This is a genomic window from Pseudomonas japonica (assembly GCF_013522925.1).
Taxonomy (GTDB): Bacteria; Pseudomonadota; Gammaproteobacteria; order Pseudomonadales; family Pseudomonadaceae; genus Aquipseudomonas; species Aquipseudomonas japonica_A.
This window is the reverse complement of the sequence record NZ_JAAMQU010000012.1, coordinates 1-24,336: the sequence shown is the minus strand read 5'-3', so window position 1 is coordinate 24,336 and position 24,336 is coordinate 1. Positions and strand designations below refer to the sequence as shown.

Annotated in this window: 23 protein-coding genes; 1 reads left to right on the top strand and 22 read right to left on the bottom strand. The window is 62.5% G+C overall.

Annotation, left to right across the window (positions count from 1 at the left end):
* Positions 1-54 precede the first annotated feature (54 nt).
* From G7016_RS18650 to G7016_RS18620, 7 genes are all read right to left on the bottom strand, one after another.
* Positions 55-936, bottom strand: a complete 882-nt coding sequence (locus G7016_RS18650) for a peptidoglycan DD-metalloendopeptidase family protein (RefSeq protein WP_181117217.1) — start codon at positions 934-936, stop codon at positions 55-57.
* A 172-nt stretch (positions 937-1,108) separates the two neighbouring features.
* Positions 1,109-1,744 carry a protein-L-isoaspartate(D-aspartate) O-methyltransferase gene (locus G7016_RS18645; protein ID WP_181117385.1) on the bottom strand — a complete coding sequence of 212 codons (636 nt, stop codon included), beginning with the start codon at positions 1,742-1,744 and terminating at the stop codon, positions 1,109-1,111.
* 38 nt (positions 1,745-1,782) lie between these two features.
* Complete coding sequence (gene surE, locus G7016_RS18640; protein ID WP_181117216.1) at positions 1,783-2,532, bottom strand: 5'/3'-nucleotidase SurE; 750 nt, start codon at positions 2,530-2,532, stop codon at positions 1,783-1,785.
* Between the two features lie 11 nt (positions 2,533-2,543).
* Positions 2,544-3,578 carry a tRNA pseudouridine(13) synthase TruD gene (gene truD, locus G7016_RS18635; protein WP_181117215.1) on the bottom strand — a complete coding sequence of 345 codons (1,035 nt, stop codon included), beginning with the start codon at positions 3,576-3,578 and terminating at the stop codon, positions 2,544-2,546.
* Positions 3,575-4,048 carry a 2-C-methyl-D-erythritol 2,4-cyclodiphosphate synthase gene (gene ispF / locus G7016_RS18630; RefSeq protein WP_181117214.1) on the bottom strand — a complete coding sequence of 158 codons (474 nt, stop codon included), beginning with the start codon at positions 4,046-4,048 and terminating at the stop codon, positions 3,575-3,577. The genes truD and ispF overlap by 4 nt, the downstream gene beginning before the upstream one ends.
* A 73-nt stretch (positions 4,049-4,121) precedes the next feature.
* Positions 4,122-4,970 carry an S-formylglutathione hydrolase gene (gene fghA / locus G7016_RS18625; protein WP_181117213.1) on the bottom strand — a complete coding sequence of 283 codons (849 nt, stop codon included), beginning with the start codon at positions 4,968-4,970 and terminating at the stop codon, positions 4,122-4,124.
* Between the two features lie 10 nt (positions 4,971-4,980).
* A complete protein-coding gene (locus G7016_RS18620) occupies positions 4,981-6,093 on the bottom strand; it encodes an S-(hydroxymethyl)glutathione dehydrogenase/class III alcohol dehydrogenase (RefSeq protein ID WP_181117212.1) in 1,113 nt (370 codons plus the stop codon).
* Positions 6,094-6,193: 100 nt separating this feature from the next.
* Between G7016_RS18620 and G7016_RS18615 the strand changes: the two genes are divergently transcribed.
* Positions 6,194-7,117 (top strand): LysR substrate-binding domain-containing protein, encoded by a 924-nt coding sequence (locus G7016_RS18615; protein ID WP_181117211.1) that lies wholly within the window; start codon positions 6,194-6,196, stop codon positions 7,115-7,117.
* Here G7016_RS18615 and ispD read toward each other — a convergent pair.
* The 15 genes from ispD to bamA form a co-directional block, all read right to left on the bottom strand.
* Positions 7,114-7,800 carry a 2-C-methyl-D-erythritol 4-phosphate cytidylyltransferase gene (gene ispD / locus G7016_RS18610; protein ID WP_181117210.1) on the bottom strand — a complete coding sequence of 229 codons (687 nt, stop codon included), beginning with the start codon at positions 7,798-7,800 and terminating at the stop codon, positions 7,114-7,116. The genes G7016_RS18615 and ispD overlap by 4 nt on opposite strands.
* Complete coding sequence (gene ftsB / locus G7016_RS18605; protein WP_181117209.1) at positions 7,797-8,075, bottom strand: cell division protein FtsB; 279 nt, start codon at positions 8,073-8,075, stop codon at positions 7,797-7,799. The genes ispD and ftsB overlap by 4 nt, the downstream gene beginning before the upstream one ends.
* A 139-nt stretch (positions 8,076-8,214) precedes the next feature.
* A complete protein-coding gene (gene eno, locus G7016_RS18600; RefSeq protein ID WP_181117208.1) occupies positions 8,215-9,504 on the bottom strand; it encodes a phosphopyruvate hydratase in 1,290 nt (429 codons plus the stop codon).
* Between the two features lie 116 nt (positions 9,505-9,620).
* On the bottom strand, positions 9,621-10,466 hold the full coding sequence (kdsA, locus tag G7016_RS18595) for a 3-deoxy-8-phosphooctulonate synthase (protein ID WP_181117207.1): 846 nt from the start codon (positions 10,464-10,466) through the stop codon (positions 9,621-9,623).
* Between the two features lie 3 nt (positions 10,467-10,469).
* Positions 10,470-12,113: a CTP synthase gene (locus tag G7016_RS18590; RefSeq protein ID WP_181117206.1), complete on the bottom strand. Its 1,644-nt coding sequence runs from the start codon at positions 12,111-12,113 to the stop codon at positions 10,470-10,472.
* A 296-nt stretch (positions 12,114-12,409) separates the two neighbouring features.
* Positions 12,410-13,720 (bottom strand): tRNA lysidine(34) synthetase TilS, encoded by a 1,311-nt coding sequence (gene tilS / locus G7016_RS18585; protein WP_181117384.1) that lies wholly within the window; start codon positions 13,718-13,720, stop codon positions 12,410-12,412.
* Between the two features lie 43 nt (positions 13,721-13,763).
* Positions 13,764-14,711 carry an acetyl-CoA carboxylase carboxyltransferase subunit alpha gene (locus G7016_RS18580; RefSeq protein WP_181117205.1) on the bottom strand — a complete coding sequence of 316 codons (948 nt, stop codon included), beginning with the start codon at positions 14,709-14,711 and terminating at the stop codon, positions 13,764-13,766.
* A gap of 152 nt (positions 14,712-14,863) precedes the next feature.
* Positions 14,864-18,385 carry a DNA polymerase III subunit alpha gene (gene dnaE, locus G7016_RS18575; protein WP_181117204.1) on the bottom strand — a complete coding sequence of 1,174 codons (3,522 nt, stop codon included), beginning with the start codon at positions 18,383-18,385 and terminating at the stop codon, positions 14,864-14,866.
* A gap of 79 nt (positions 18,386-18,464) precedes the next feature.
* Complete coding sequence (gene rnhB / locus G7016_RS18570) at positions 18,465-19,085, bottom strand: ribonuclease HII (protein WP_181117383.1); 621 nt, start codon at positions 19,083-19,085, stop codon at positions 18,465-18,467.
* Between the two features lie 29 nt (positions 19,086-19,114).
* Positions 19,115-20,245 (bottom strand): lipid-A-disaccharide synthase, encoded by a 1,131-nt coding sequence (lpxB, locus tag G7016_RS18565; RefSeq protein WP_181117203.1) that lies wholly within the window; start codon positions 20,243-20,245, stop codon positions 19,115-19,117.
* A complete protein-coding gene (gene lpxA / locus G7016_RS18560) occupies positions 20,245-21,021 on the bottom strand; it encodes an acyl-ACP--UDP-N-acetylglucosamine O-acyltransferase (protein ID WP_181117202.1) in 777 nt (258 codons plus the stop codon). The genes lpxB and lpxA overlap by 1 nt, the downstream gene beginning before the upstream one ends.
* Entirely contained in the window at positions 21,018-21,458 is a 441-nt protein-coding gene (gene fabZ / locus G7016_RS18555) for a 3-hydroxyacyl-ACP dehydratase FabZ (RefSeq protein WP_040261126.1), read from the bottom strand. Before fabZ ends, lpxA begins: the two co-directional genes overlap by 4 nt.
* Positions 21,459-21,589: 131 nt before the next feature.
* Positions 21,590-22,651, bottom strand: coding sequence for a UDP-3-O-(3-hydroxymyristoyl)glucosamine N-acyltransferase (gene lpxD / locus G7016_RS18550; protein WP_181117201.1), 1,062 nt, complete (start codon positions 22,649-22,651; stop codon positions 21,590-21,592).
* Positions 22,648-23,151: an OmpH family outer membrane protein gene (locus G7016_RS18545; protein ID WP_181117200.1), complete on the bottom strand. Its 504-nt coding sequence runs from the start codon at positions 23,149-23,151 to the stop codon at positions 22,648-22,650. The genes lpxD and G7016_RS18545 overlap by 4 nt, the downstream gene beginning before the upstream one ends.
* A gap of 43 nt (positions 23,152-23,194) precedes the next feature.
* The coding region (gene bamA / locus G7016_RS18540) for an outer membrane protein assembly factor BamA (RefSeq protein ID WP_181117199.1) at positions 23,195-24,336 on the bottom strand (1,142 nt) is incomplete at its 5' end.

Below are 24,336 nucleotides of genomic sequence, written 5' to 3'. Positions count from 1 at the left end.
GGCTGCGCAGGAGCCTGTCCCCACTACGTGGTCAGTGACAGGCTGCAGCGTTGTTCAACGTCGTGGCAGAAACTGCATGGGATCTACCGGCTTGCCCTGACGGCGAATTTCGAAGTGAAGTTTCACCCGGTCGGTACCCGTGGAGCCCATTTCGGCAATCGTCTGCCCGGCCTTGACTTGCTGCCCCTCCCGAACCAGTAGCCTACGGTTATGACCGTAAGCACTCACGTAGGTGTCACTGTGTTTGATGATCACCAACTCGCCGTAGCCCCGTAATCCACTTCCGGCGTACACCACGGATCCATCAGACGCAGCGAAAACAGGCTGTCCCAAATCCCCTGCGATATCAATTCCTTTATTCAAACTACCGTTTGAAGCGAATTTGCCTATCAAAACGCCATTCGCCGGCCAGGTCCAACCCCCCGCCACTACTTCGCCAGCAGGCACTGGCGTGCTCACGGGCGGGGTGACAGCGGCGCTTTCGGGACTCGAAACACCCGGTGTAACCGCTGCGGGTGCCACAACCGGACGTCGTATGATTGTGGTTGTGCTGGAGGATGACGTGGAGCTGCTTCGGGTCACGACGGTGGGGGCAGGCGCGCTTGCCACCGCTGGGCTACCGGCCTGGCCATCGAAGCGCAGCACCTGGCCCGGACGAATGGTATAGGGGGCCGGGATATTATTGCGTGCGCCGAGGGCCTTGTAGTCCCAGCCGTAGCGGAATGCGATGGAGTACAAGGTGTCGCCACGCTTGACCACATACTGACCCGTGGTTGTCTGAGGGCGCTGGGGTGTGGCTGCCGCACGGTCGACCACTCGCACGCCACTGCTCGGCGTGCTCGAACAACCGGCCAGCAAAGCCGCGATAGCCAGCGCGGGGAGCAGGCGCTTGGCGCGCAGCACACTCACACACTGACCAGAAACTGTCGAACTCACCCGCTACTCCCTTTGGATGATGGATTCACAAGGCCGGCAGTATAACCGAGCCTGATAACCGGCCATGCCCATAAAGGCGTTGATAAACAAAAAGATGGACGAAGAAACTCAAGCCCCTCTATGACCGGCCATGGGTGAGGGAATTCCGGAACATATATTGCGGCCCGGCCGCTCAGGCCAGCGGGCCGGTCAGCAGCGGAACAAAGCGGACAGCGCCCAGCACGTGGCGGGCGAAGCCATGCTCCTCGCGGATAATCAGCATCAGCTGCTGTACCTCGCCGGCGCCCACGGGAATGACCATGCGGCCGCCAGGCGCCAGTTGGTCCAGCAAGGCCTGGGGCACGTCGGTGGCTACCGCGGTAACGATAATCCCGTTATACGGCGCCAGCGCCGGCCATCCCTCCCAGCCATCGCCCCAACGGAACACCACATTACGCACGTTCAGGGCCTGCAAGCGCTCCTTGGCGCGGTCCTGAAGGCCTTTGATGCGCTCCACCGAGAATACCCGTTCAACCAGCTGGGCAAGGACGGCGGTCTGATACCCGGAGCCCGTGCCGATTTCCAGCACCTTGTCCAATGGCCCGGCGGCCAGCAGCAGCTCGCTCATGCGGGCAACCATATATGGCTGGGAAATCGTCTGGTTGTTGCCAATGGGCAGCGCGGTGTCTTCATAGGCGCGGTGCGCGAGTGCCTCGTCCACGAACAGATGACGTGGCGTCTTGCGCAGCACATCCAGCACCTGTCGGTTGCAGATGCCCTCCTCCGACAGCCGCTGGATCAGCCGTTCACGGGTACGCTGGGAAGTCATGCCAATGCCATGGTGCAGCAGATCGTCTTGCCCTCGCATCAGCGCAGCTCCTCCAGCCAGGCCCCAAGCGCCTCGAAGGCTGGATGGAACGTGCGGTCAAGCTGCAAAGGCGTTACTGAAACATAGCCCTGCATCAGGGCGTGGAAGTCAGTACCGGCACCACCGTCTTCCGCGTCTCCCGCCGCCGCGATCCAGTAGCCGGGCTTTCCTCGCGGGTCTACCACCAGGCTTGGGCGTGCCGCGCGTGCCCTGTGCCCAAGGCGAGTGAGCCGAATACCACGGATGGCCTCGAGCGGAAGGTTGGGGACGTTGACGTTTATCACGGTGCGCGGCGGCAGTTTCAACTCATTCTGCGCTTCGACCAGTTTGCGAGCGTACCAGGCAGCGGTCGGCAGGTTGTCGAGCTGGCGCGACGCCAGTGAAAACGCGAAAGACGTGTGCCCCGAGAAACGCCCTTCAAGGGCAGCCGCTACAGTGCCGGAGTAGATCACGTCATCACCCAGGTTTGCGCCCAGGTTGATACCGGACACCACCAGGTCGGGGTCCTCATCCAGCAAGGCGTTCAAGCCCAGGTGAACGCAGTCCACAGGGGTACCGTTCAGGCTGATGAAGCCATTGTCGAGTGTGATCGGATGCAGCGGCCGATCGATCGTCAGGGCGCTGCTGCACCCGCTGCGGTCCTGGTCTGGCGCAATCACCGTGCAGTGGGCGAAATCCGCCAGCGCAGCATGAAGCGCGGCGATGCCTGGGGCGGTGACCCCGTCGTCATTGGAGATCAAGATACGCATGGGCTTTCCGTCTACCCCGCTTGCACCAGATCGAACAGCTCACGAACCACCACGGTGGCGAAGCATCCGGTGGGCAGGATGAAATCCAGTTGCAGAATGTCAGGCTCGGGATAATGCCACGACAGCTCCCGTATGGGCAGTCGAAGAATGCGACGTTCGTGATCCAGCCCTGCTTCGGCCAGCCAATCGCACAACGTAGCCTCACGGGTATGAACGGCCTGTTCCAGCGCTAGCGTATCGCCACTAGCCGGGGAAATGCCCTTGCCGTATAGCGCACCAGTGGGATGCAGGTCCAAAGCCTCCAGCCGGGGGTCGGCGCATTCAGCCTCGCCCGCAATGAAGAAGCTTCGGCTGTCAGTGAACGCGAGTACGTCGCCCGGCCGCGCGTGGTTCCAGCTGCCCTCCTCTACCCGCTTGGCCAATATCTGGTTGAACAGGTAACTGCGTGCGGCGGAAAGAATGCGCGAGCGCACGTTGCGCTGCTCAGGCAGGCGGGCGTTTTCGGCATAGTGCCGGGCGTGCGCAAGGTTACCGCCGTCATGGCCGAAACGCTGGCTGCCAAAATAATTGGGCACCCCGCATTGTTTGATTTGATTCAGTCGCTGCTCTAGAGCGGCGTGGTCCGCCGTCAAGGACGTCAACCGCAAGGAAAAGCCGTTGGCCGAATGAGCACCGCGCTGAAGCTTGCGGCGGTGGCGTGTCGCCTGGAGGATACGCAGGCTGGCGTCTTCGGCCTGGGTGAGGTCTGGCTCACCCTTGCCCGGCAAGTGCAGGCTGAACCATTGCCGGGTGAGCGCCTGGCGGTCCTTGAGGCCCGCGTAGCTGATCATCTTCACCGGCACGCCAGCCGCGCGAGCCAGCCGCCGGGCCGCCTCTTCGGTATTGAGCTCGCGCTTTTCTACCCACAGCCACAAGTGCTCACCATCCCCGGCCAAGGGAATGTCGAGCACCTCGTTGACCTGGAAATCTTCGGCCGTGGCCTTGAGCACAGCGGTGCCCAAGGCATCGCCTGAAGCGCGAGGGCCCAGCAGCTCCCACTCGTTCATGAGGCGAGCAACAGGGCAACAGCGTGAACCGCAATCCCCTCCTCGCGACCGGTGAAGCCCAGCTTCTCGGTGGTTGTGGCCTTCACGTTCACCTGATCGAGCGCAACCTGAAGGTCTGCCGCAATGGCCTCGCGCATGGCTTCGATATGCGGCGCCATTTTTGGCGCTTGGGCAACGATGGTGGCGTCCACGTTACCGACCACCCAGCCCTTTGCCTGGACCAGTTCGACCACATGACGCAGCAGCGCCCGGCTGTCGGCGCCCTTGAAGCGCGGGTCTGTGTCGGGGAAATGCTTGCCGATATCGCCCAGCGCAGCCGCGCCCAACAGCGCGTCGCTGAGGGCATGCAGCAGCACATCGCCGTCGGAATGGGCAATCAGCCCGGCGGTATGGGGGATACGTACCCCGCCCAGCGTGATGAAATCGCCGTCACCAAAACGGTGAACGTCATAGCCGTGCCCGATACGCATAGAAAAACGCCCTGTATAAGTCAGGGCGCGATTCTACCTTGCCGGGGCGGGCTTGGGCATCGTTGCCGCCGGTTCACGCCAACCCGAGGGCCGCGGCGTGGTGGCGCAGGTGGTCATCGATGAAGCTGGCGATGAAATAATAGCTGTGGTCGTAACCCGGCTGCAGCCGCAGGGTGAGCGGATAACCGGCGTTGTCGGCCGCTTTTTGCAACGCTTCGGGTTTCAGCTGCGTTGCGAGGAAATCATCGCGATCACCCTGGTCGACCAACAGCGGCAATTGTTCCTTCGCCTGCCCCAGCAACACGCTGCTGTCCCATTCGCGCCAGCGGTTGCGCTCCTGGCCCAGGTATCGCCCGAATGCTTTCTCCCCCCAAGGGCAATCCATCGGATTGCTGATGGGCGAAAACGCCGAGATCGAACGGTACTTGCCGGGGTTTCGCAAGGCACACACCAGCGCGCCGTGCCCGCCCATGGAGTGGCCCGCGATAGACCGGGCATCGCTGGCAGGGAAGTTCGCTTCGATCAGCGCGGGCAGTTCGCTCACTACGTAGTCATGCATGCGGTAGTGCTGCGCGTACGGCGGCTGGGTTGCATTGAGGTAAAAACCCGCACCCAGGCCAAAGTCCCAGGCGCCGTCCGGGTCGCCGGGCACATCCTGGCCGCGCGGGCTGGTATCTGGCGCCACGATGATCAGCCCCAGCTCGGCGGCCAGGCGCTGGGCGCCGGCCTTGTGCATGAAGTTTTCATCGGTGCAGGTCAGGCCGGAAAGCCAGTAAAGCACTGGCAGGGCTTTACCCGATTCCGCCTGGGGTGGCAGGTATACCGCAAATACCATGTCGCACCCCAGGGTACTGGAGCGGTGTTTGTAGCGCTTGTGCCAGCCGCCGAAGCTTTTCTGGCACGAGAGGTTTTCAAGGCTCATGGCGCCACCTTCAAAAATGAATCACGCTGCGGATGCTCTTGCCTTCGTGCATCAGGTCGAAGGCCTTGTTGATGTCTTCCAACGGCATGGTATGGGTGATGAAGGTGTCCAGCGGAATTTCGCCCTGCTCGGCCATTTCCACATAGCTGGGCAGTTCGGTACGGCCGCGCACGCCACCGAAAGCACTGCCGCGCCATACGCGCCCGGTCACCAGCTGGAACGGCCGAGTGGCGATCTCCTGCCCGGCCCCGGCCACGCCGATGATCACCGATTCGCCCCAACCTTTGTGACAGCATTCGAGCGCGGCACGCATCAGCTGCACATTGCCGATGCATTCGAAGGAGAAGTCCACGCCGCCATCGGTCATGTCGACCACCACTTCCTGGATCGGCTTATCGAAGTCCTTCGGGTTGATGCAGTCTGTGGCGCCGAGCTGGCGGGCAATCTCGAACTTGGCCGGGTTGATGTCGATGGCAATGATGCGGCTGGCCTTGGCCTTCACCGCGCCCAGAATGGCCGAGAGGCCGATGCCACCCAGGCCGAAGATCGCGACTGTATCCCCTGGCTTGACCTTGGCGGTGTTAAGCACAGCGCCGATACCGGTAGTTACGCCGCAGCCCAGCAGGCATACCTTTTCCAGCGGCGCTTCCTTGGGAATGCGCGCCACGGAAATTTCCGGCAATACGGTGTATTCGGAGAAGGTGGACGTACCCATGTAGTGGAACAATGGCTTGCCCTGATAGGCGAAGCGGGTAGTGCCGTCTGGCATCAGGCCCTTGCCTTGGGTGGCGCGTATCGCTTGGCACAGGTTGGTCTTGCCGGACAGGCAGAACTTGCACTGGCGACATTCGGGGGTATACAGCGGGATCACATGATCGCCCACGGCGACGGATGTGACGCCTTCGCCAACCGCTTCCACGATGGCACCGCCTTCATGGCCCAGGATGCTTGGGAAGATGCCTTCCGGGTCCGCGCCAGACAGGGTGTAGGCATCAGTGTGGCAAACGCCGGTGGCCACTACGCGCAGCAGCACTTCACCGGCCTTGGGCATGGCCACATCCACTTCAACGATCTCCAGCGGCTTCTTCGCTTCGAAGGCGACCGCGGCACGGGACTTGATCATGAGAACTCCAGGGGGCATAGGTAAAACCAAAGTGTACGCTACGCCTCGACTGTGGATAATTGGCTCATTCGGGAAACATTATTGCTGCTCAGGGATAATCATGGGTCTTTTGCGGTGGGAAGGGCTGGATGAGTTCGTCGCGGTGGCTGAGCACGGGCAATTCAGCGCGGCAGCGGTTGCATTGGGCGTGTCTTCGTCCCATGTGAGCCGGCAAGTGGCCCAGTTGGAAGAACGCTTGCAAGCGCGGTTGTTCTACCGCAGTACCCGGAGGGTGAGCCTGACCGAGGCCGGCCATACGTTTCTCCAGCACTGCCGTCGGCTACAGGACGGTCGCGAAGAGGCCATGCGCGCGGTGCACGACCTGGCCAGCGCTCCAAAAGGCCTGCTGCGCATGACCTGCGCGGTAGCCTATGGCGAGCGCTTTATCGTGCCGCTGGTCACCGATTACCAGGCCCGCTACCCGCAGTTGCAGGTAGACATCGAACTGACCAATCGAACGCTGGACCTGGTGGACGAAGGGCTGGACCTCGCCGTTCGGCTGGGCCGTTTGCAGGATTCCCGGTTAGTGGCCAGCCGCCTCGCCCCTCGCCGCATGTACCTCTGCGCTTCGCCTGGCTATCTGGAACGTTATGGGCGGCCCCACAGCCTGTCCGAGCTGTCCCGGCATAACTGCCTGATCGGCAGCAGCGATCAGTGGCTGATGCAAGAACACAACCGCGAGGCCGTTGTACGGGTGCAGGGCACCTGGCGCTGCAACAGCGGCCAGGCTGTGCTCGATGCCGCGCTCAAGGGTATGGGCTTGTGTCAGCTGCCGGACTATTACGTGCTGGAGCACCTGCGCAGCGGTGCACTGGTGTCGTTGCTCGAAGCCAACCAGCCGCCCAATACCGCCGTGTGGGCACTCTACCCCCAGCAGCGTCACCTTTCGCCCAAAGTGCGCGGGTTGATCGAGCATTTGCGGGAGGGGTTGGCGGGGCGAGAGGAATATTCCCGGGCTACGCTTGGCCCCACAGATCAGGGCTAGCGGCGCAGCCAGGCCAGGTCTTCGGGGCGGGTGACCTTGATGTTGTCGGCCCGGCCTTCAATCAAGCGCGGGGCATGGCCCGCCCATTCCATGGCAGACGCTTCGTCGGTCACGGCAACGCCGGCCACCAGCGCATCGGCCAGTGCCCGCTGCAGAGGCCCAAGGCGGAACATCTGCGGTGTGAAGGCATGCCAGATCACGCTTCGGTCGAGGGTATCAGCGACCCTGCCGTCAGCGCCCGCGCGTTTGAGGGTGTCCTTGGCAGGCACAGCCAGCAAGCCACCCACGTCGTCGTGGGCCAGCTCGGCCAGCAGGCGCTCCAGGTCAGTGGCCGCCAGGTTAGGCCGGGCAGCGTCGTGAACCAGCACCCAGTCACGGCTGCCAGCGCCCAGCTCATTGAGCTTGAGCAAGGCATTGAACACTGAGTCGCAGCGCTCACGCCCGCCCGCAGCGCGGTGGACAGCGGGGTTTGCGGCGCAGCCGAGGTGCGGCCACCAGGCGTCGTCCACCGCCAGGCTTACCACCATCCCGCGTAGCTCCGGGTGGCCAAGGAAGCAGTCCAAGGTATGTTCGAGCAAGGTTTTGCCAGCGAATGACAGGTATTGCTTGGGGCGGTCGGCTCCCATGCGCGAGCCAACGCCGGCGGCAGGGATGACCACCCAGAAAGAGACAGGCGGGGTCATTGGGTAATCTGGTAGAGGGTTTCGCCATCCTTGACCATGCCCAGCTCATGGCGGGCACGCTCTTCGACAGTTTCCATGCCTTTTTTGAGCTCGAGCACTTCGGCGTCCAGCACGCGGTTGCGTTCGAACAGGCGCTCGTTTTCGGTTTTTTGATCGGCGATCTGCTGCCTCAGGTCAGCGGCCTGGGCAAAACTGCCCGTGCCCACCCATAGCCGATGCTGCAAGCCAGCCAGCAACAGAATGAGTACCAGAAACAACCAATAGGGACTGCGCATCGAAGAATCCAGTGAAAAGTCGGTCCAGATAGCACAAAGCCTGGCATCCGCCAGGCCCTATGCAGTCCGTATCGCCGGAAGCCATCAAGGCGACAGGGCCGAGTATTACCCTGCCCGCCGCCTTTTTACCACTTCCTGATCAACCGCGAAACTCGGCGCGACCTTTGTACGGTGCGCGCTCACCCAATTGCTCTTCGATACGCAGCAGTTGGTTGTACTTGGACACGCGGTCCGAACGGCACAGCGAGCCGGTTTTGATCTGACCAGCGGCAGTGCCTACGGCCAGGTCGGCGATGGTCGAATCTTCGGTTTCGCCCGAGCGGTGCGAAATGACCGCGGTGTAGCCGGCGGCCTTGGCCATCTGGATGGCTTCGAGCGTTTCGGTCAGGCTGCCGATCTGGTTGAACTTGATCAGGATGGAGTTACCGATTTTCTTGTCGATGCCTTCTTTCAGGATCTTGGTGTTGGTCACGAACAGGTCGTCACCGACCAGCTGCACCTTCTCGCCGATCTTGTCGGTCAGGATTTTCCAGCCTGCCCAGTCGGACTCGTCCAGGCCGTCTTCGATCGAAATGATCGGGTAGCGCTCGGTCAGGCCCTTCAGGTATTCGGCAAAGCCTTCGGCGTCAAAGCTGTGGCCTTCGCCGGAGAGGTTGTACTTGCCGTCTTCGTAGAACTCGCTGGCCGCGCAGTCCAGGGCCAGGGTTACATCGGTGCCCAAGGTGTAGCCAGCTTTTTCAACGGCTTCGGCAATGGCTTTCAGCGCGTCTTCGTTGGAGGTGAGGTCAGGTGCGAAGCCACCTTCATCACCTACGGAAGTGCTGAGACCGCGAGCCTTGAGTACCGCCTTGAGGCTGTGGAAGATTTCAGCGCCCATGCGCAGGCCATCGGCGAAGGTTTTCGCGCCAACCGGCTGCACCATGAATTCCTGGATGTCGACGTTGTTATCGGCATGCTCGCCGCCGTTGATGATGTTCATCATCGGCACAGGCATGGAGTAAACACCCGGGGTGCCGTTGAGGTTGGCGATGTGTGCGTACAGCGGCAGGTCCAGGTCCTCGGCCGCAGCCTTGGCGGCAGCCAGGGACACCGCGAGGATAGCGTTGGCGCCCAGGTTGGCCTTGTTCTCGGTACCGTCGAGCTCGATCATGGTGTGGTCGAGGGCTTTCTGGTCAGCCGGGTCCTTGCCCAGCAGCGCCTCGCGGATCGGGCCGTTGATGTTGGCCACGGCCTTGAGTACGCCCTTGCCCAGGTAACGGCTCTTGTCGCCATCACGCAGCTCCAATGCTTCGCGTGAACCGGTGGATGCGCCGGACGGCGCGCAGGCGCGACCGATAATGCCGTTGTCCAGAAGCACGTCAGCTTCTACGGTCGGGTTACCACGGGAGTCCAGAACCTCACGACCTTTGATGTCGACGATTTTTGCCATTGTTGTAAACACTCCAGATTGGACGAGAACGACGCAGCTGAGGGATGGAACACGCCCCGCGACTCCTGTCATCAGTGCGGGGCGTTGAAAGGCGTTGCTGACCGGCGAAACCGCGATCAGGCGGTCTCTATGATCGGAAAACTCTTCACCAGTTCATCGAGTGCCTTGAGTTGGCTCAGGAACGGCTCCAGCTTGTCCAGCCGCAAGGCACAGGGGCCGTCGCAGCGGGCGTTGTCCGGGTCGGGATGCGCCTCGAGGAACAGCCCGGCCAGGCCCTGGCTGATACCAGCCTTGGCCAGGTCGGTGACCTGGGCGCGGCGGCCACCGGCCGAGTCGGCGCGGCCACCCGGATTCTGCAGGGCGTGGGTCACGTCGAAGAACACCGGGTACTCGAATTGTTTCATGATGCCGAAGCCCAGCATGTCGACTACCAGGTTGTTGTACCCGAAGCTCGAGCCACGCTCGCACAGCACCAACTGGTCGTTACCGGCTTCCTCACACTTGGTCAGGATGTGTTTCATTTCATGCGGCGCGAGGAACTGCGCCTTCTTGATGTTGATGACGGCATTGGTTTTTGCCATCGCGACCACCAGGTCGGTCTGCCGCGACAGGAAGGCCGGCAGCTGGATGATGTCACACACCTCTGCGACCGGCGCGGCCTGGTGCGGCTCGTGCACGTCGGTGATCACCGGCACGTTGAAGGTGCGCTTGATCTCTTCGAAAATCTTCAGCCCTTCTTCCATGCCTGGGCCACGGTATGAATTGACCGAGGAGCGGTTGGCCTTGTCGAAGCTGGCCTTGAACACATATGGGATGCCGAGTTTGTCGGTTACCCGTACGTATTCTTCGCACACTTTCATGGCCAGGTCGCGGGACTCCAGCACGTTCATGCCGCCGAACAGGGCCATGGGCTTGTCGTTGGCCAGCTCGATGTTGCCAACGCGGATCGTTTTCTGTGCCATGGGTCAGCCCTTGTTCCTTTGCGTCAGGCTCCGTTGAGCGAGCGCGGCTTTTACAAAACCGCTGAACAGCGGGTGGCCATCGCGCGGGGTAGAGGTGAATTCGGGGTGGAACTGGCAGGCGACGAACCACGGATGGTCATTGCCTTCCACGACTTCGACCAGTGCGCCGTCGCCGGAACGGCCGGAAATCACCAGGCCTGCCTCTACCAGCTGCGGCAGCAGGTTGTTGTTCACTTCGTAGCGATGGCGATGACGCTCGACGATCACATCTTTCTGATAGCAGGCGTGTACTTTGGAGTTGGGCTCGAGCAAGCATTCCTGGGCGCCAAGGCGCATGGTGCCGCCCAGGTCCGACGTTTCGGTGCGGGTTTCGACCGCGCCGGTGGAATCCGCCCATTCAGTGATCAGGCCCACCACGGGGTGGCCGCTGTTGCGCTCGAACTCGGTGGAGTTGGCATCCGCCCAGCCCAGTACGTTACGGGCGAACTCGATCACCGCTACCTGCATGCCCAGGCAGATGCCCAGGTAAGGAACCTTGTTTTCACGAGCGAACTGCACCGCGCGGATTTTGCCCTCGACACCGCGCAGGCCGAAGCCGCCCGGTACCAGGATGGCGTCCACACCTTCGAGCAGGCCGGTGCCCTGGTTCTCGATGTCTTCGGAGTCGATGTAGCGCAGGTTCACCCGGGTGCGGTTCTGGATGCCGGCATGGCTCATCGCTTCGATCAGCGACTTGTACGCATCCAGCAGCTCCATGTACTTGCCGACCATGGCGATGGTCACTTCATGCTCGGGGTTGAGCTTGGCGTCGATGACCTTGTCCCACTCGGCCAGGTCCGCGCTGCCGCACTGCAGGCCGAAGCGCTCGACAACGAAATCATCCAGGCCCTGGGCATGCAGCACACCCGGGATCTTGTAGATGGTGTCGACGTCTTCGAGGGAGATGACCGCACGCTCTTCAACGTTGGTGAACAGCGCGATCTTGCGACGCGAGGACGCGTCCACCGGGTGGTCGGAGCGGCAGATCAGCACGTCCGGTTGCAGGCCGATGGAGCGCAGCTCCTTGACCGAGTGCTGGGTAGGCTTGGTCTTGGTTTCGCCAGCGGTGGCGATATACGGCACCAGGGTGAGGTGCATCAGCATGGCACGGCGAGCGCCGACCTCGACCCGCAGCTGGCGGATGGCTTCGAGGAACGGTTGGGACTCGATGTCACCAACGGTGCCGCCGATTTCCACCAGGGCCACGTCGGCATCGCCGGCGCCCTTGATGATGCGACGCTTGATTTCGTCGGTGATGTGGGGGATGACCTGAATGGTCGCGCCCAGGTAATCACCGCGGCGCTCCTTGCGCAGCACGTGCTCGTACACACGGCCGGTGGTGAAGTTGTTGTTCTGGGTCATGGTCGTGCGGATGAACCGCTCGTAGTGACCCAGGTCCAGGTCGGTTTCGGCGCCGTCATGGGTGACGAACACTTCGCCATGCTGGAAGGGGCTCATGGTGCCTGGATCGACGTTGATGTACGGATCCAGCTTGAGCATGGTGACCTTCAGCCCCCGCGCCTCCAGGATGGCTGCCAGTGAAGCCGAGGCGATGCCTTTCCCCAATGAAGAAACAACACCGCCCGTGACGAAGATGTAACGCGTCATGAAAAACCCTAGAAGTCTGCGTTAAAGCGGTCGGAGCCGCCGGGGAAAGCGAAGGAAGGCCCGCCGCGCGGAACAGCGTCCCGCCTGCGAGGGCCCCGACAACCAGCGACATTTGCCGCGCACGGTACGAAACACTGACGCATACATACGAACCGGCGCATGTCGCCGGCAAGTGAGCTGCTACACATTTCAACCATCGCCCAGCAAAGACTGCTCGGTAATCGGCAACTCCGGCGGTTACAAGCACGCGCAGAAGCTGTATCAAGAAGGGAGGGTAGTCTACCGGAAAGCGGCTTTCATCTCAAACACCGGTCAATCGTCGGTGGCTGCCAACGCAGTTCGCCCGGGATGGCAGACAGCCGTGGCAGGTTCGCCACGGCCACCAGTTGCCCCTCCAGAAACAGCAAAGGCAAGCGCCCTCGAACGAAGCCGGGCACACCCGCTTCGTTCAACAACCGCTTCAGATCACGGCTGCCGCGCCCGGGAACCGACAAGCGTTCACCTCCCTGGCGGTAGCGCACCTCGAGCTGACCAAGCGGTAGCGGGCCGTGCCAATAGGCCGCACCGTTGCCTGGCAAGTTCAAGGCCTGGCCGGGCCTCTCCCAGGCGGGAGGCGAGGCCGTGGCCTCCCGCCAAGGGCCGGCCACCCACCACACGCGATCCACCGCCCGGTATACCGCACCGTCTGCCAATGCCCACACTGGCGTTGCATCGGGTGCGGCATCCCTGAGCACCGCCCAACCTGCCCAATGCTCTGTATCCGGTAGCCGGCTCAGCGGCGCCAGCCAGGCGCGGATAGCGTTGCGCTGGCGGGCTTCACTCAGCCTGCACAGCGGCGCCAGCGCCAGCGAGGGCAGCGGCAGCCACGGAAACGGCGTGCCTTCCTGCGCCAGCCGCAGGTCTTGCTCGGCAACCTCGTCGAGCAGGCTCAGCGCCTCGGCAAAATGCCCTGCGCTTCGGGCCAGGTTCGCCGAGGCAGCCGGCCAACGCGCCCGCAGCGCTGCCATTACATGATGACGAAGATAGTTACGGCTGTACCGAGGGTCGGCATTGGAAGGGTCTTCTATCCAGTCAAGGCCATTGGCCTGCGCGTAGGCCTGCAGCGTATCGCGCTCCACATCCAACAATGGGCGTATCAGCATGCCGCTGCCCAGCGCGCGTTGCGCAGGCATGGCTGCGGCGCCACGCACGCCTGCGCCGCGCAGCAAGCGCAACAGCAAGGTTTCGGCCTGGTCATCACAATGCTGCCCAGTGAGCATCACCTCGTTGCTCCCAAGGGCGGCACCCAGCGCGGCGTAGCGGGCATCGCGCGCGGCCTGCTCCACGCTGGGGCCTGGCGCTACCCGGACCTGCACGACCGCGAACGGCACACTGAGACGTTCGCACAATTGCCGGCAATGAGCTGGCCAGGTATCGGCAACCGCTTGCAGCCCATGGTGAATGTGGATGGCCCGCAGCGGCGGCAGTGCATGCGTGCGGGCCATTGCCGCCAGGGCATGCAGGAGAACAGAGGAGTCCAGCCCGCCGGACAGCGCAACAACCCACCCGGGGGCGTTACGCCACGGGCCAAGCCGGGTGAGCAAATGCTCGAGGAGGTTCACGCGCAGCTCCCGAAGGGCGCCGTGCCAAGGGTTGGCACGGCGGCAGGGCTTACAGGCCGTAGCTCATCAGCCGCTCATAGCGGCGGTCGAGCAGTGCCGGAAGGTCGAAACCACTGAGCATGTCCAGCTGTTCGATCAGCGAGGCACGCAGGGTTTGCGACGCCAACGCTACATCACGGTGTGCGCCGCCCAGCGGTTCGTCGATCACCTTGTCGACGATACCCAGGCCTTTGAGGCGCTCGGCGGTGATGCCCATGGCCTCGGCGGCGTCAGGCGCCTTGTCGGCGGTTTTCCAGAGAATGGACGCACAGCCTTCAGGGGAGATGACCGAGTAGGTCGAGTACTGCAGCATGTTGAGCTGGTCGCACACGCCGATCGCCAGCGCGCCACCGGAACCCCCTTCGCCGATCACCGTAGCGATGATAGGGGTTTTAAGCCGCGCCATTACCCGAAGGTTCCAGGCGATGGCTTCGCTCTGGTTACGCTCCTCGGCATCGATACCCGGGTACGCACCTGGTGTGTCGATGAAGGTGAGGATCGGCATCTTGAAGCGCTCGGCCATTTCCATCAGGCGGCACGCCTTGCGGTAGCCTTCGGGGCGCGGCATGCCGAAGTTGCGACGAACCTTCTCGCGCACTTCGCGGCCTTTCTGGTGGCCGATCACCATCACCGGCCGACCTTCGAGGCGGGCGGTACCGCCAACGATAGCGGCGTCATCCGAGAAGTGGCGGTCGCCGTGCAGCTCTTCGAATTCGGTGAAGATCTGCGGGATGTAATCCAGCGTGTAAGGGCGGCGCGGATGACGTGCCAGGCGCGCGATCTGCCAGCTGGTCAGGTTGCCGAAGATGCTCTCGGTCAGCGTGCTGCTCTTTTCCTGAAGGCGAGAGATCTCATCGCTGATGTTGAGTGAGTTGTCGTTGCCGACAAGGCGCAGCTCTTCGATCTTGGCTTGCAGGTCAGCGATTGGCTGTTCGAAATCCAGGAAATTCGGGTTCATAGGCTTCCGTCTTGGGTCGACGGCCAGGCGGCCGGTTGATCCGTTTGGCGCCATACCATACGTAAGTGGCGCCTTGAGGTCGAGATGTAAAAACAATGCGCTCGCAGCCCTTGGGCCCGAGCGCGTGCCGGAGCGGGATCGGTGGCCCTGGCTCAGCGATAATTCAGGAAGACGTTCTCCCGTCCGAACTGGTCACGCAAGGCCTGGATGAGGCTGTCGGCCGGGTCAATGCGCCAGGCTTCGCCAAACTGCAACAGGGCCCGGGCCTCGCTTGAACTGTAGTCCAGGGTAATCGGGCAAGCGCCCCGGTGCTTGTTCAGCAGGTTACCGAGCCAGTTGATGCGGTCGCCGCCCAGCGCCTTGATATCCACCTTGATCCGCAGGCTTTCGGCCAACTGGGTACGGGCATCTTCCATGCTCAGTACACGCTTGACCCGCAGCCGCAAGCCGCCGGAGAAGTCGTCGTTACTTACCTCCCCTTCCACTACTACTACGGTGTCGGTCTGCAGCAGGGCCTGGGCACCGTGGAAGGCATCGGCGAACAGCGACGCTTCGATCCGCCCGGAGCGGTCGTCCAGGGTAATGAAGCCCATCTTGTCGCCCTTCTTATTCTTCATCACGCGCAGCGCTACCACCATGCCGGCGATGGTCTGGGTATCCCGGGCGGGCTTGAGGTCGATGATACGCTGGCGGGCAAAGCGGCGGATTTCCGTTTCGTACTCGTCGATAGGGTGACCCGTGAGGTACAGGCCCAGCGTGTCTTTCTCCCCCTTGAGCCGCTCTTTGAGGGACAGCGGCCGGGCCTTGTCGTGATTGGCATAGACATCCGCCTCGACATCGGCGAACACGCCGCCGAACAGGTCCACGTGGCCACTGTCCTGGGTGCGCGCGGTTTGCTCCGCCGACTTGATTGCCTCTTCCATGGCCGCCAGCAGCACCGCGCGGTTGCGGTCGATATTTGCCTGATACGCCTTGGGTTCGTCCTGGAAATACGGGCCCAGGCGGTCCAGCGCACCGCTGCGCACCAGGGCATCGAGGGTGCGCTTGTTGATACGCTTGAGGTCTACCCGGGCGCAGAAATCGAACAGGTCCTTGAAGGGCCCTGCCGCGCGGGACTCGACGATCGCTTCCACAGGGCCCTCGCCTACCCCTTTGATCGCGCCCAGGCCATAAACGATGCGGCCATCGTTGTTCACGGTGAACTTGAATTCCGAAGTGTTCACGTCCGGCGCGTCGAGGCGCAGCTTCATGCTGCGTACCTCCTCGATCAGCGTGACCACCTTGTCGGTGTTGTGCATATCCGCAGACAGCACCGCCGCCATGAAGGGCGCCGGGTAGTGGGTTTTCAGCCACGCGGTCTGGTAGGACACCAGCCCGTAGGCCGCGGAGTGAGACTTGTTGAAGCCATAGCCGGCGAACTTTTCCACCAGGTCGAAAATGTTACCGGCCAGGTCCGCGTCGATACCGTTGCTGGCGCACCCTTCGATGAAACCGCCACGCTGCTTGGCCATTTCTTCGGGCTTTTTCTTACCCATGGCACGGCGCAGCATGTCGGCGCCGCCCAGCGTGTAACCCGCCATCACCTGGGCGATCTGCATCACCTGTTCCTGATACAGGATGATGCCGTAGGTAGGTGCCAGCACGGGCTTGAGCCCTTCGTACTGGTAGTCCGGGTGCGGGTAGGCCAGCTCGGCACGGCCGTGCTTGCGGTTGATGAAGTCGTCCACCATGCCCGACTGCAGCGGGCCGGGGCGGAACAGCGCTACCAGAGCGATCAGGTCTTCGAGGCAGTCGGGCTTGAGCTTCTTGATCAGCTCTTTCATGCCGCGCGATTCAAGCTGGAACACCGCCGTGGTTTCGGCCTTCTGCAGCAAGCTGTAGGTCGGCTTGTCGTCCAGCGGAATGAACGCAATGTCCAGCGGTTCCTCGCCCACCTTGGCGCGGTCACGGTTGATGGTGCGCAGGGCCCAGTCGATGATCGTGAGGGTTCGCAGGCCCAGGAAGTCGAACTTCACCAGCCCGGCCGCTTCCACGTCGTCCTTGTCGAACTGGGTCACCAGGCCGTCGCCGGCCTCGTCGCAGTAGATGGGCGAGAAGTCCGTAAGCTTGGTAGGCGCGATTACCACGCCCCCGGCATGCTTGCCCACGTTCCGGGTGATGCCCTCGAGCTTGAGTGCCATGGTCCAGATTTCGGCGGCTTCTTCGTCACTGGCAAGGAAATCGCGGAGCATTTCCTCCTGCTCGAAGGCCTTTTCCAGGGTCATGCCCACTTCGAAAGGGATCATCTTTGACAGGCGATCCGCCAGGCCGTAGGACTTCCCCTGCACGCGGGCTACGTCACGCACCACCGCCTTGGCCGCCATCGAACCGAAGGTGATGATCTGGCTGACTGCGTTACGCCCGTACTTGTCCGCCACATAGTCGATGACCCGGTCGCGGCCATCCATGCAGAAGTCCACGTCGAAGTCGGGCATCGACACCCGTTCGGGGTTGAGGAAGCGCTCGAACAGCAGGTCGTATTCGAGCGGGTCCAGGTCGGTGATCTTCTGCACGTACGCCACCAGCGAGCCGGCGCCCGACCCTCGGCCCGGGCCCACCGGCACGCCGTTGCTCTTGGCCCACTGGATGAAGTCCATCACGATCAGGAAGTAACCGGGGAACCCCATCTGGATGATGATATCCAGCTCGAAATTCAGCCGGTCCACATACACCTGGCGGCGCGCTTCGTAGTTCTCGGTGGTTTCACGGGGCAACAGTACGGCCAACCTTTCCTCGAGGCCGTCGAAGGAGACCTTGCGGAAATATTCGTCGATGGTCATGCCGTCGGGAATGGGGTAATCCGGCAGGAAGTGCTTGCCGAGCTTGACCTCGATATTGCAGCGGCGGGCGATTTCCACGGAATTGCGCAGCGCATCGGGCAAGTCACTGAACAGCTCGGCCATTTCTTCCGGGCTTTTGAGGTATTGCTGGTCGCTGTAGTTGCGTGAGCGGCGCGGGTCGTCCAGCGCCCGCCCCTCACCGATGCATACGCGGGTTTCGTGTGCGTCGAAATCCTCGGCCTTGATGAAGCGTACGTCGTTGGTCGCTACCAATGGCGCGCCGAGGCGATCAGCCAGGGCGACAGCGGCATGCAGGTACTCTTCATCCCCGGCCCGATTGGTGCGTTGAAGTTCCACATAGAAGCGGTCCGGGAACACGCCCATCCAGTAGCGCAGCAACGCCTCGGCCTGGCCTGGATCGTTGCCCAGCAGTGCCTGGCCGATTTCCCCTTCCTTCGCGCCGCTCAGCGCGATCACCCCGGCGCTGGCCTCGGCGACCCACTCCCGCTCGATGATGATCAAGCCGTTGCGCTGGCCTTCGATGTAGCCGCGAGAGATGAGCTCGGTAATGTTGCGGTAGCCCTGGGCGTCCATGGCCAGCAAGGTAATGCGACTCAGCGGGGCGTCCGCGCTCGAGCCGGCGAGCCACAAGTCTGTGCCGCAGATCGGCTTGATGCCGGCGCCCATGGCGGCCTTGTAGAACTTCACCAACGCGCACATGTTGCTCTGGTCGGTAACCGCTACCGCCGGCATGTTCATGGCTGTAAGCGACTTCACCAGCGGCTTGATCCGTACCAACCCGTCTACCAGGGAATATTCGGTGTGCAGGCGAAGGTGTACGAATGAAACCGACATGGGAGGTCCGTTGGCGAGAAAAACGATAGCGGGGAATTGTAGCGGCGGCTGGCTGTTAATGCAGCCGCCGAACAGCGCGTCAGGCTTCGGCGAAATCCGCGTCGCGCGCTTCGAAGGCGGCACGCACGGGTGCGAAGGAACGCCGGTGGATCGGCGTGGGGCCAAGCCGGGCCAGGGCCTCCAGGTGTACCGGTGTACCGTAGCCCTTGTGGCTGCCCAGGCCATAGCCCGGGTAGATGAGCTCGAAAGCGGTCATTTCACGGTCACGGCTTACCTTGGCCAGGATCGATGCTGCGGCGATGGCCGGCACCTTCGCATCCCCTTGCACCACTGCGGCGCTGGGTACCGCCAGCGTGGGGCAACGGTTGCCGTCGATCAATGCCAGCCGAGGAGTGATGTGCAGGCCGGCAACCGCCCGCTGCATGGCCAACATGGTGGCGTGCAGGATGTTGAGGCGGTCGATCTCGTCCACTTCTGCGCGGGCGATGCTCCAGCTCAGGGCTTTTTCGCAGATCTCTTCATACAAGGCTTCGCGGCGGGCCTCGGTGAGTTTCTTCGAATCGTTGAGGCCAAGGATCGGGCGGGCCGGGTCGAGAATGACCGCGGCCGTGACCACCGCACCACACAGCGGGCCACGGCCCACTTCGTCGACGCCGCAGACCAGTTCTTCGACCAAGGTGTAATCCAGGCCCATTTGCAGTTGTGTCGGTTCCATCACGGGGTTCCTGGTCAGCGTGCCAACAGTTGCAGCACGGCGTCCGCCGCCTGATTGGAGGCGTCCTGACGAAGCGTACGGTGAATCGCATCGAAGCCGGCGGTCTGCTCGCCCGGGTTATCCAGCAGCGGCAGCAGGGCTTCGGCCAACGCCTCGGGCGTGGCGGCGTCCTGCAGGATTTCCGGGACCAGCGCACGCTGGGCAAGGAGGTTGGGCAGGGACACGTATGGGCTTGTGACCATACGTTTGAGCAACCACCAGGTCAACGGGGCAAGGCGATAAGCCACCACCATTGGTCGTTTGTACAAGAGTGCTTCAAGGGTAGCGGTACCGGAAGCGATCAGTACTGCGTCGCAAGCGGCCAATGCTTCGTGGGACTGCCCGTCGAGCAAGGTGATGGGCAGCGAACGCCCGGCAAGCAAGGCCTCCAGCTGAGCCCGGCGTTCCGGGTTGGCGCATGGCACTACGAAGCGAAGGCCCGGGCGGGCTGCGAGCAAACGCTGCGCCGTGTCGAAGAACAGTGCACCCAGGCGACGGACCTCGCCCCCCCGGCTACCTGGCATCAGCGCCACCATCGGCCCTTCCGGCGCAAGCCCCAGGGATTCTCGCGCCTGGGCCCGATCGGCCTGCAGCGGGATCTGATCAGCCAGCGAATGGCCCACGAAACGTACCGGCACGCCCTTCTCTTCGTAGAACCTGGCCTCGAAGGGGAAAAGCGTAAGCATCAGGTCACAGCCTTCGCGAATCTTCAGCACCCGCTTTTGCCGCCATGCCCATACCGACGGGCTCACGTAATGCACGGCCTTGATGCCCTCGCGGTGCATCCGGGCTTCGATAGCCAGGGTGAAATCCGGCGCGTCTATACCAATGAACACGTCCGGCCGGGCTTCGAGGAGGGTCTGTACCAGCTGCTTGCGGCGTGCCAGCAGTTCACGCAGCCGGCCGAGCACCTCTACCAGCCCCATCACGGCCAGCCGCTCCATGGGGAAGTAGGAGCGCAAGCCCTCGGCTTCCATCCGGGGGCCGCCCACGCCGATGAAACGCACCTGCGGATGGCGAGCCCTGAGCGCACGCATCAGGCCTGCCCCCAGGATATCGCCGCTGGCTTCTCCTGCTACCAGCGCGACGCAAAGTTCGGCTGGCATCAGCGGGTGATGCCGCGGGTAGCTTCCCGGATGGTCGACACAAACAATGCCACTTCCGCGCAATTTTGCGCGGGCTCCTCAAGCCGGGCCAGCGCCTGGTCGATGGTCAACCCTTGGCGGTAAACCACCTTGTAGGCGTTGCGTAGCGTGTGAATGGTCGCATCGCTGAAATTGCGACGGCGCATGCCTTCGAAATTCATGCCACGCGCCTCAGCCGGGTTGCCGAATACGGTCACAAAGGCCGGAACGTCCTTGCCGATGGCCGTACCCATGCCCGAGAAGCTGTGGGGGCCGATGTGGCAATACTGGTGCACCAAGGTATAACCGGAAAGGATTGCCCAATCACCTACGTGCACGTGGCCAGCCAGCGCCGTGTTGTTGACCAGGATGCAGTGGTTGCCGATCACGCTGTCATGCCCCACATGGGCATAGGCCATGATCAGGTTATGGTCGCCGATGGTTGTTTCGGACCGGTCCTGCACCGTACCGCGATGGATGGTCACGCCCTCTCGAATCACGTTGTGATCACCAATGACCAGGCGCGTGGCTTCGCCCTTGTATTTCAGGTCAGGCGTGTCCTCGCCGATGGACGAGAACTGATAGATCTTGTTGTGCCGGCCGATGCGGGTAGGCCCGCGCAGCACTACGTGAGGCCCGATAACCGTGCCTTCACCGATTTCTACCCCTGCGCCGATGATCGACCACGGGCCTACCTCGACACCTTCAGCCAATACAGCCGAGGGGTCGATGATTGCACGAGGGTCGATCAAGCTCATAGTTTGCGTTCCGCGCAGATGATTTCGGCGGAGCACACAGGCTTGCCATCTACGGAGGCCTGGCAGTCGAATTTCCAGATCTGGCGTTTGCAGCTGATAAAGCGTGCTTCGAGGATAAGCTGGTCGCCCGGGGTAACCGGCTGGCGGAAGCGCAGCTTGTCCGAACCTACGAAGTAGTACAGGGTCCCGTCCGCAGGCTTTACGTCCAGCATCTTGAAGCCGAGGATGCCGGCGGCCTGGGCCATTGCTTCGATGATGAGCACCCCTGGCATGATTGGATGCGCTGGGAAATGACCGTTGAAGAACGGTTCATTGATGCTGACATTCTTGTAGGCGCGAATGCGCTGGCTCTCGACATCCAGTTCCACCACCCGGTCCACCAGCAGGAAAGGGTAGCGATGAGGCAAGTATTCGCGAATCTCGTTGATGTCCATCATGTCGGGGGAAAGCCTGTATAAAAGAGAGGGAGCGCGCAGCCTGCGGGGCCGCATAGGTGGGCCGCGGGTACGGCACTCCTTGCCTCAGCAGCGCAGTCTAGCGGTAGTGCGCTGCTGATAGTGAAAAGGAATCAGCCATCTGATGACCCATCGTCGGCCCGGGTCACCGCTTCGATCCGCTTTTCTGCCTGAGCCAGCCGGCGGTACATGTCGTCGAGCTGGCGAATGCGCGCCGCACTCTTGCGCCATTCCGCGGCCGGCTGCATCGCGGTGCCGGAGGAGTATGCACCCGGCTCGGTGATGGAGCGCGTGACCATGGTCATTCCGGTAACGAATACGTGGTCGCACAGTTCGATATGGCCAACCAGCCCCACGCCGCCCGCAAGCATGCAGTGCTTGCCGATCTTGCTGCTTCCCGAGATACCCACGCATGCCGCCATGGCCGTGTGATCGCCAATCTGGACGTTGTGGGCAATCTGGATCTGGTTGTCGAGCTTTACGCCGTTGCCGATCACGGTGTCTGCAAGAGCGCCGCGGTCTACCGCGGTGTTCACGCCGATTTCAACGTCATCGCCGACCGTTACGCCGCCGATCTGGGCAATTTTCTGCCACACGCCTTTTTCATTGGCGAAGCCGAAGCCCTCGCCACCGATGACCGCCCCCGATTGAATCACCACTCGCTTGCCGATGCGCACGTCGTGGTAAAGGGTGACCCGGGGCGCGAGCCAGCCGCCTTCCCCGACCACGCTGCGGGCACCAATGAAGCAGTGTGCCCCCAGGGTAACGCCGGCGCCGATAACGGCACCGCTTTCGATAACCACGAACGGGCCGACGCTTGCCGAAGGATCGACCTCGGCGTCGGCGGCGACCACTGCGCTGGGGTGCACGCCAGCGGGTGCACGAGGCTTGGGATCGAAGCGGTGGGAAATGTGGGCGTATGCCAGGTAAGGATCCGGCACCACAAGGGCATTGCCCAGGTAGCCCTGCGCATCCTCACGCTTGAGCAGCACCGCCCCGGCGCGAGTGGTCGCCAGGTGCTTGCGGTATTGAGGGTTGGCCAGGAAGCTCAGCTGAGAAGGGCCGGCCTCCTGCAAGGTGGCCAGCCCATCTATCAAGTGCTCCCGGGCGCCGATGACTTCGGCGCCCAGGGTATCGGCAATGTCGCCGAGGGTAAGGCTCGACGTCATCATCACTTGGTCTGGTTCATGCGCTCGATGACCTGACGGGTGATGTCGTACTGAGGCTTGACATCAATGACTGCGCCGCGCTCGAGCACGAGGTCGAAGCCACCGGCCTTGATCACGCCTTCGACAGCGCTGTCGAGCTTGGGCTTGAGTACCTTGAGCATGTCGCGGTCGGCCGAGGCCTTGGCTTCGTTCAGCTCCTTGGACTGGAACTGGAAGTCCCGGGCCTTTTGCTTGAAGTCCAGCTCCAGGCGCTCACGCTCAGGCTGCTGCATCTTGTCGCCGCCTTTCACCAGACGGTCCTGAATATCCTTGGCGCTGCTTTCCAGGGACTTGAGCTTGGTCAGCTGCGGGCCGAATTTCTTTTCGGCATCCACGGCGTACTTCTTGGCAGCGTCGGATTCGAGCAGCGCCATTTGATAGTTGAGCACCGCGATCTTCATTTCGGCGAAGGCGGGGGTTGCGAACATGGCCGCGGCCACGATAACCAGTTGAGTCAGCTTGCGCACGATAAACTCCTGCGAATTCGTTGTGTGTGGGCCGGGGAGACGCTTAGAACGTCTGCCCCAACGAGAATTGGAAGATCTGGGTTTCGGCTTCGTCGGGCTTCTTGATCGGCATGGCCAGGCTGAAGCTCAACGGGCCCAGGGCGGTGATCCAGGTAACGCCCAGGCCAACCGAGGCGGCCATGTTGGAGAAGTCGATGGACCCGCAGTCCTTGGTGCTCACCGGATAGGTAGCGCTGGCCGAGGAGTACTGGCACTTGGAGTCGAAGACGTTACCCACATCGGCGAACAACGAGGTACGCAAGGACTTCTGGTCCTTCACGAACGGCATCGGGAAGAGAATCTCCGCGCCGCCGGTGATCATCACGTTGCCACCGAAGGCCAACGGATCCTGATCGGGGTCGTTGGTGGCCGGGGTACTGCGCGGGCCCAGGGTGCTGTCCTTGAAGCCGCGCACGGAATTGAAGCCGCCTGCGTAGTAGTTCTCGTAGAACGGCAGGCCGTCGGTAGAACCGTAGCCGTCGCCGTAACCCAGTTCCGTGTGGAAACGCATGGTGTAGTTTTCGGTGATCGGCGTGAACAGCTGGCCGCGGTAGTCCAGCTTGTAGAACGACAGGTCGCTGCCCGGTGTGGTGGTCTCCAGGGTGAGGCTCTGGGAATGCCCACGCGTCGGCAGGGTGCCGCGGTTCAGGGTGGAATCCGACCAGCCTACCGACGCCTTGAAGTTGGTGAAGCTGTCGCCTTCCCGGTCGATGAAGTCGTAGATCTCGCCAACGGTATAGGTACCGGTGTTGATCTCGTCCTTCTGCACGGTAAGGCCGAAGGTGAGGCGCGAGGTTTCGCTGATCGGGTAGCCGAAGTTCAGGCCGGCACCCAGGCTGTCCACTGCATAGCTGGCCACGTCGACGTCAAGGTCGTCGTAGTCGGTTTTACGGTAGAAGGCGTTGTAACCGAGGCTCACGCCGTCCGGGGTGTAGTACGGATCGACGAAGCTGAAGTTGTAGCGGGTCTGGTACTCGGACCGGGTAAGGCCGATGCTGACCTTGTTACCGGTACCCAGGAAGTTGCTCTGGCTGATCGAGCCACCCAGGATCAGGCCCGCGCTCTGGGCGAAGCCCACGCTGGCGGTGATCGAGCCGGACGGTTGTTCTTCCACGGTGTAGTTCACGTCCACCTGGTCGTCGGTGC

Excerpts from the sequence above, each read along its gene's own strand:
- eno (WP_181117208.1), bottom strand. The coding sequence starts at position 9,504 with ATGGCAAAAATCGTCGACATCAAAGGTCGTGAGGTTCTGGACTCCCGT.
- ispD (WP_181117210.1), bottom strand. The coding sequence starts at position 7,800 with ATGACCCCGCCTGTCTCTTTCTGGGTGGTCATCCCTGCCGCCGGCGTT.
- ispF (WP_181117214.1), bottom strand. The coding sequence starts at position 4,048 with ATGCGTATCGGGCACGGCTATGACGTTCACCGTTTTGGTGACGGCGAT.
- ftsB (WP_181117209.1), bottom strand. The coding sequence starts at position 8,075 with ATGCGCAGTCCCTATTGGTTGTTTCTGGTACTCATTCTGTTGCTGGCT.
- G7016_RS18580 (WP_181117205.1), bottom strand. The coding sequence starts at position 14,711 with ATGAACCCGAATTTCCTGGATTTCGAACAGCCAATCGCTGACCTGCAA.
- fghA (WP_181117213.1), bottom strand. The coding sequence starts at position 4,970 with ATGAGCCTTGAAAACCTCTCGTGCCAGAAAAGCTTCGGCGGCTGGCAC.
- G7016_RS18645 (WP_181117385.1), bottom strand. The coding sequence starts at position 1,744 with ATGACTTCCCAGCGTACCCGTGAACGGCTGATCCAGCGGCTGTCGGAG.
- lpxB (WP_181117203.1), bottom strand. The coding sequence starts at position 20,245 with ATGCCAGCCGAACTTTGCGTCGCGCTGGTAGCAGGAGAAGCCAGCGGC.
- dnaE (WP_181117204.1), bottom strand. The coding sequence starts at position 18,385 with ATGTCGGTTTCATTCGTACACCTTCGCCTGCACACCGAATATTCCCTG.
- G7016_RS18615 (WP_181117211.1), top strand. The coding sequence starts at position 6,194 with ATGGGTCTTTTGCGGTGGGAAGGGCTGGATGAGTTCGTCGCGGTGGCT.
- kdsA (WP_181117207.1), bottom strand. The coding sequence starts at position 10,466 with ATGGCACAGAAAACGATCCGCGTTGGCAACATCGAGCTGGCCAACGAC.
- lpxA (WP_181117202.1), bottom strand. The coding sequence starts at position 21,021 with ATGAGCTTGATCGACCCTCGTGCAATCATCGACCCCTCGGCTGTATTG.
- truD (WP_181117215.1), bottom strand. The coding sequence starts at position 3,578 with ATGAACGAGTGGGAGCTGCTGGGCCCTCGCGCTTCAGGCGATGCCTTG.
- G7016_RS18620 (WP_181117212.1), bottom strand. The coding sequence starts at position 6,093 with ATGATCAAGTCCCGTGCCGCGGTCGCCTTCGAAGCGAAGAAGCCGCTG.
- G7016_RS18590 (WP_181117206.1), bottom strand. The coding sequence starts at position 12,113 with ATGACGCGTTACATCTTCGTCACGGGCGGTGTTGTTTCTTCATTGGGG.
- surE (WP_181117216.1), bottom strand. The coding sequence starts at position 2,532 with ATGCGTATCTTGATCTCCAATGACGACGGGGTCACCGCCCCAGGCATC.
- fabZ (WP_040261126.1), bottom strand. The coding sequence starts at position 21,458 with ATGATGGACATCAACGAGATTCGCGAATACTTGCCTCATCGCTACCCT.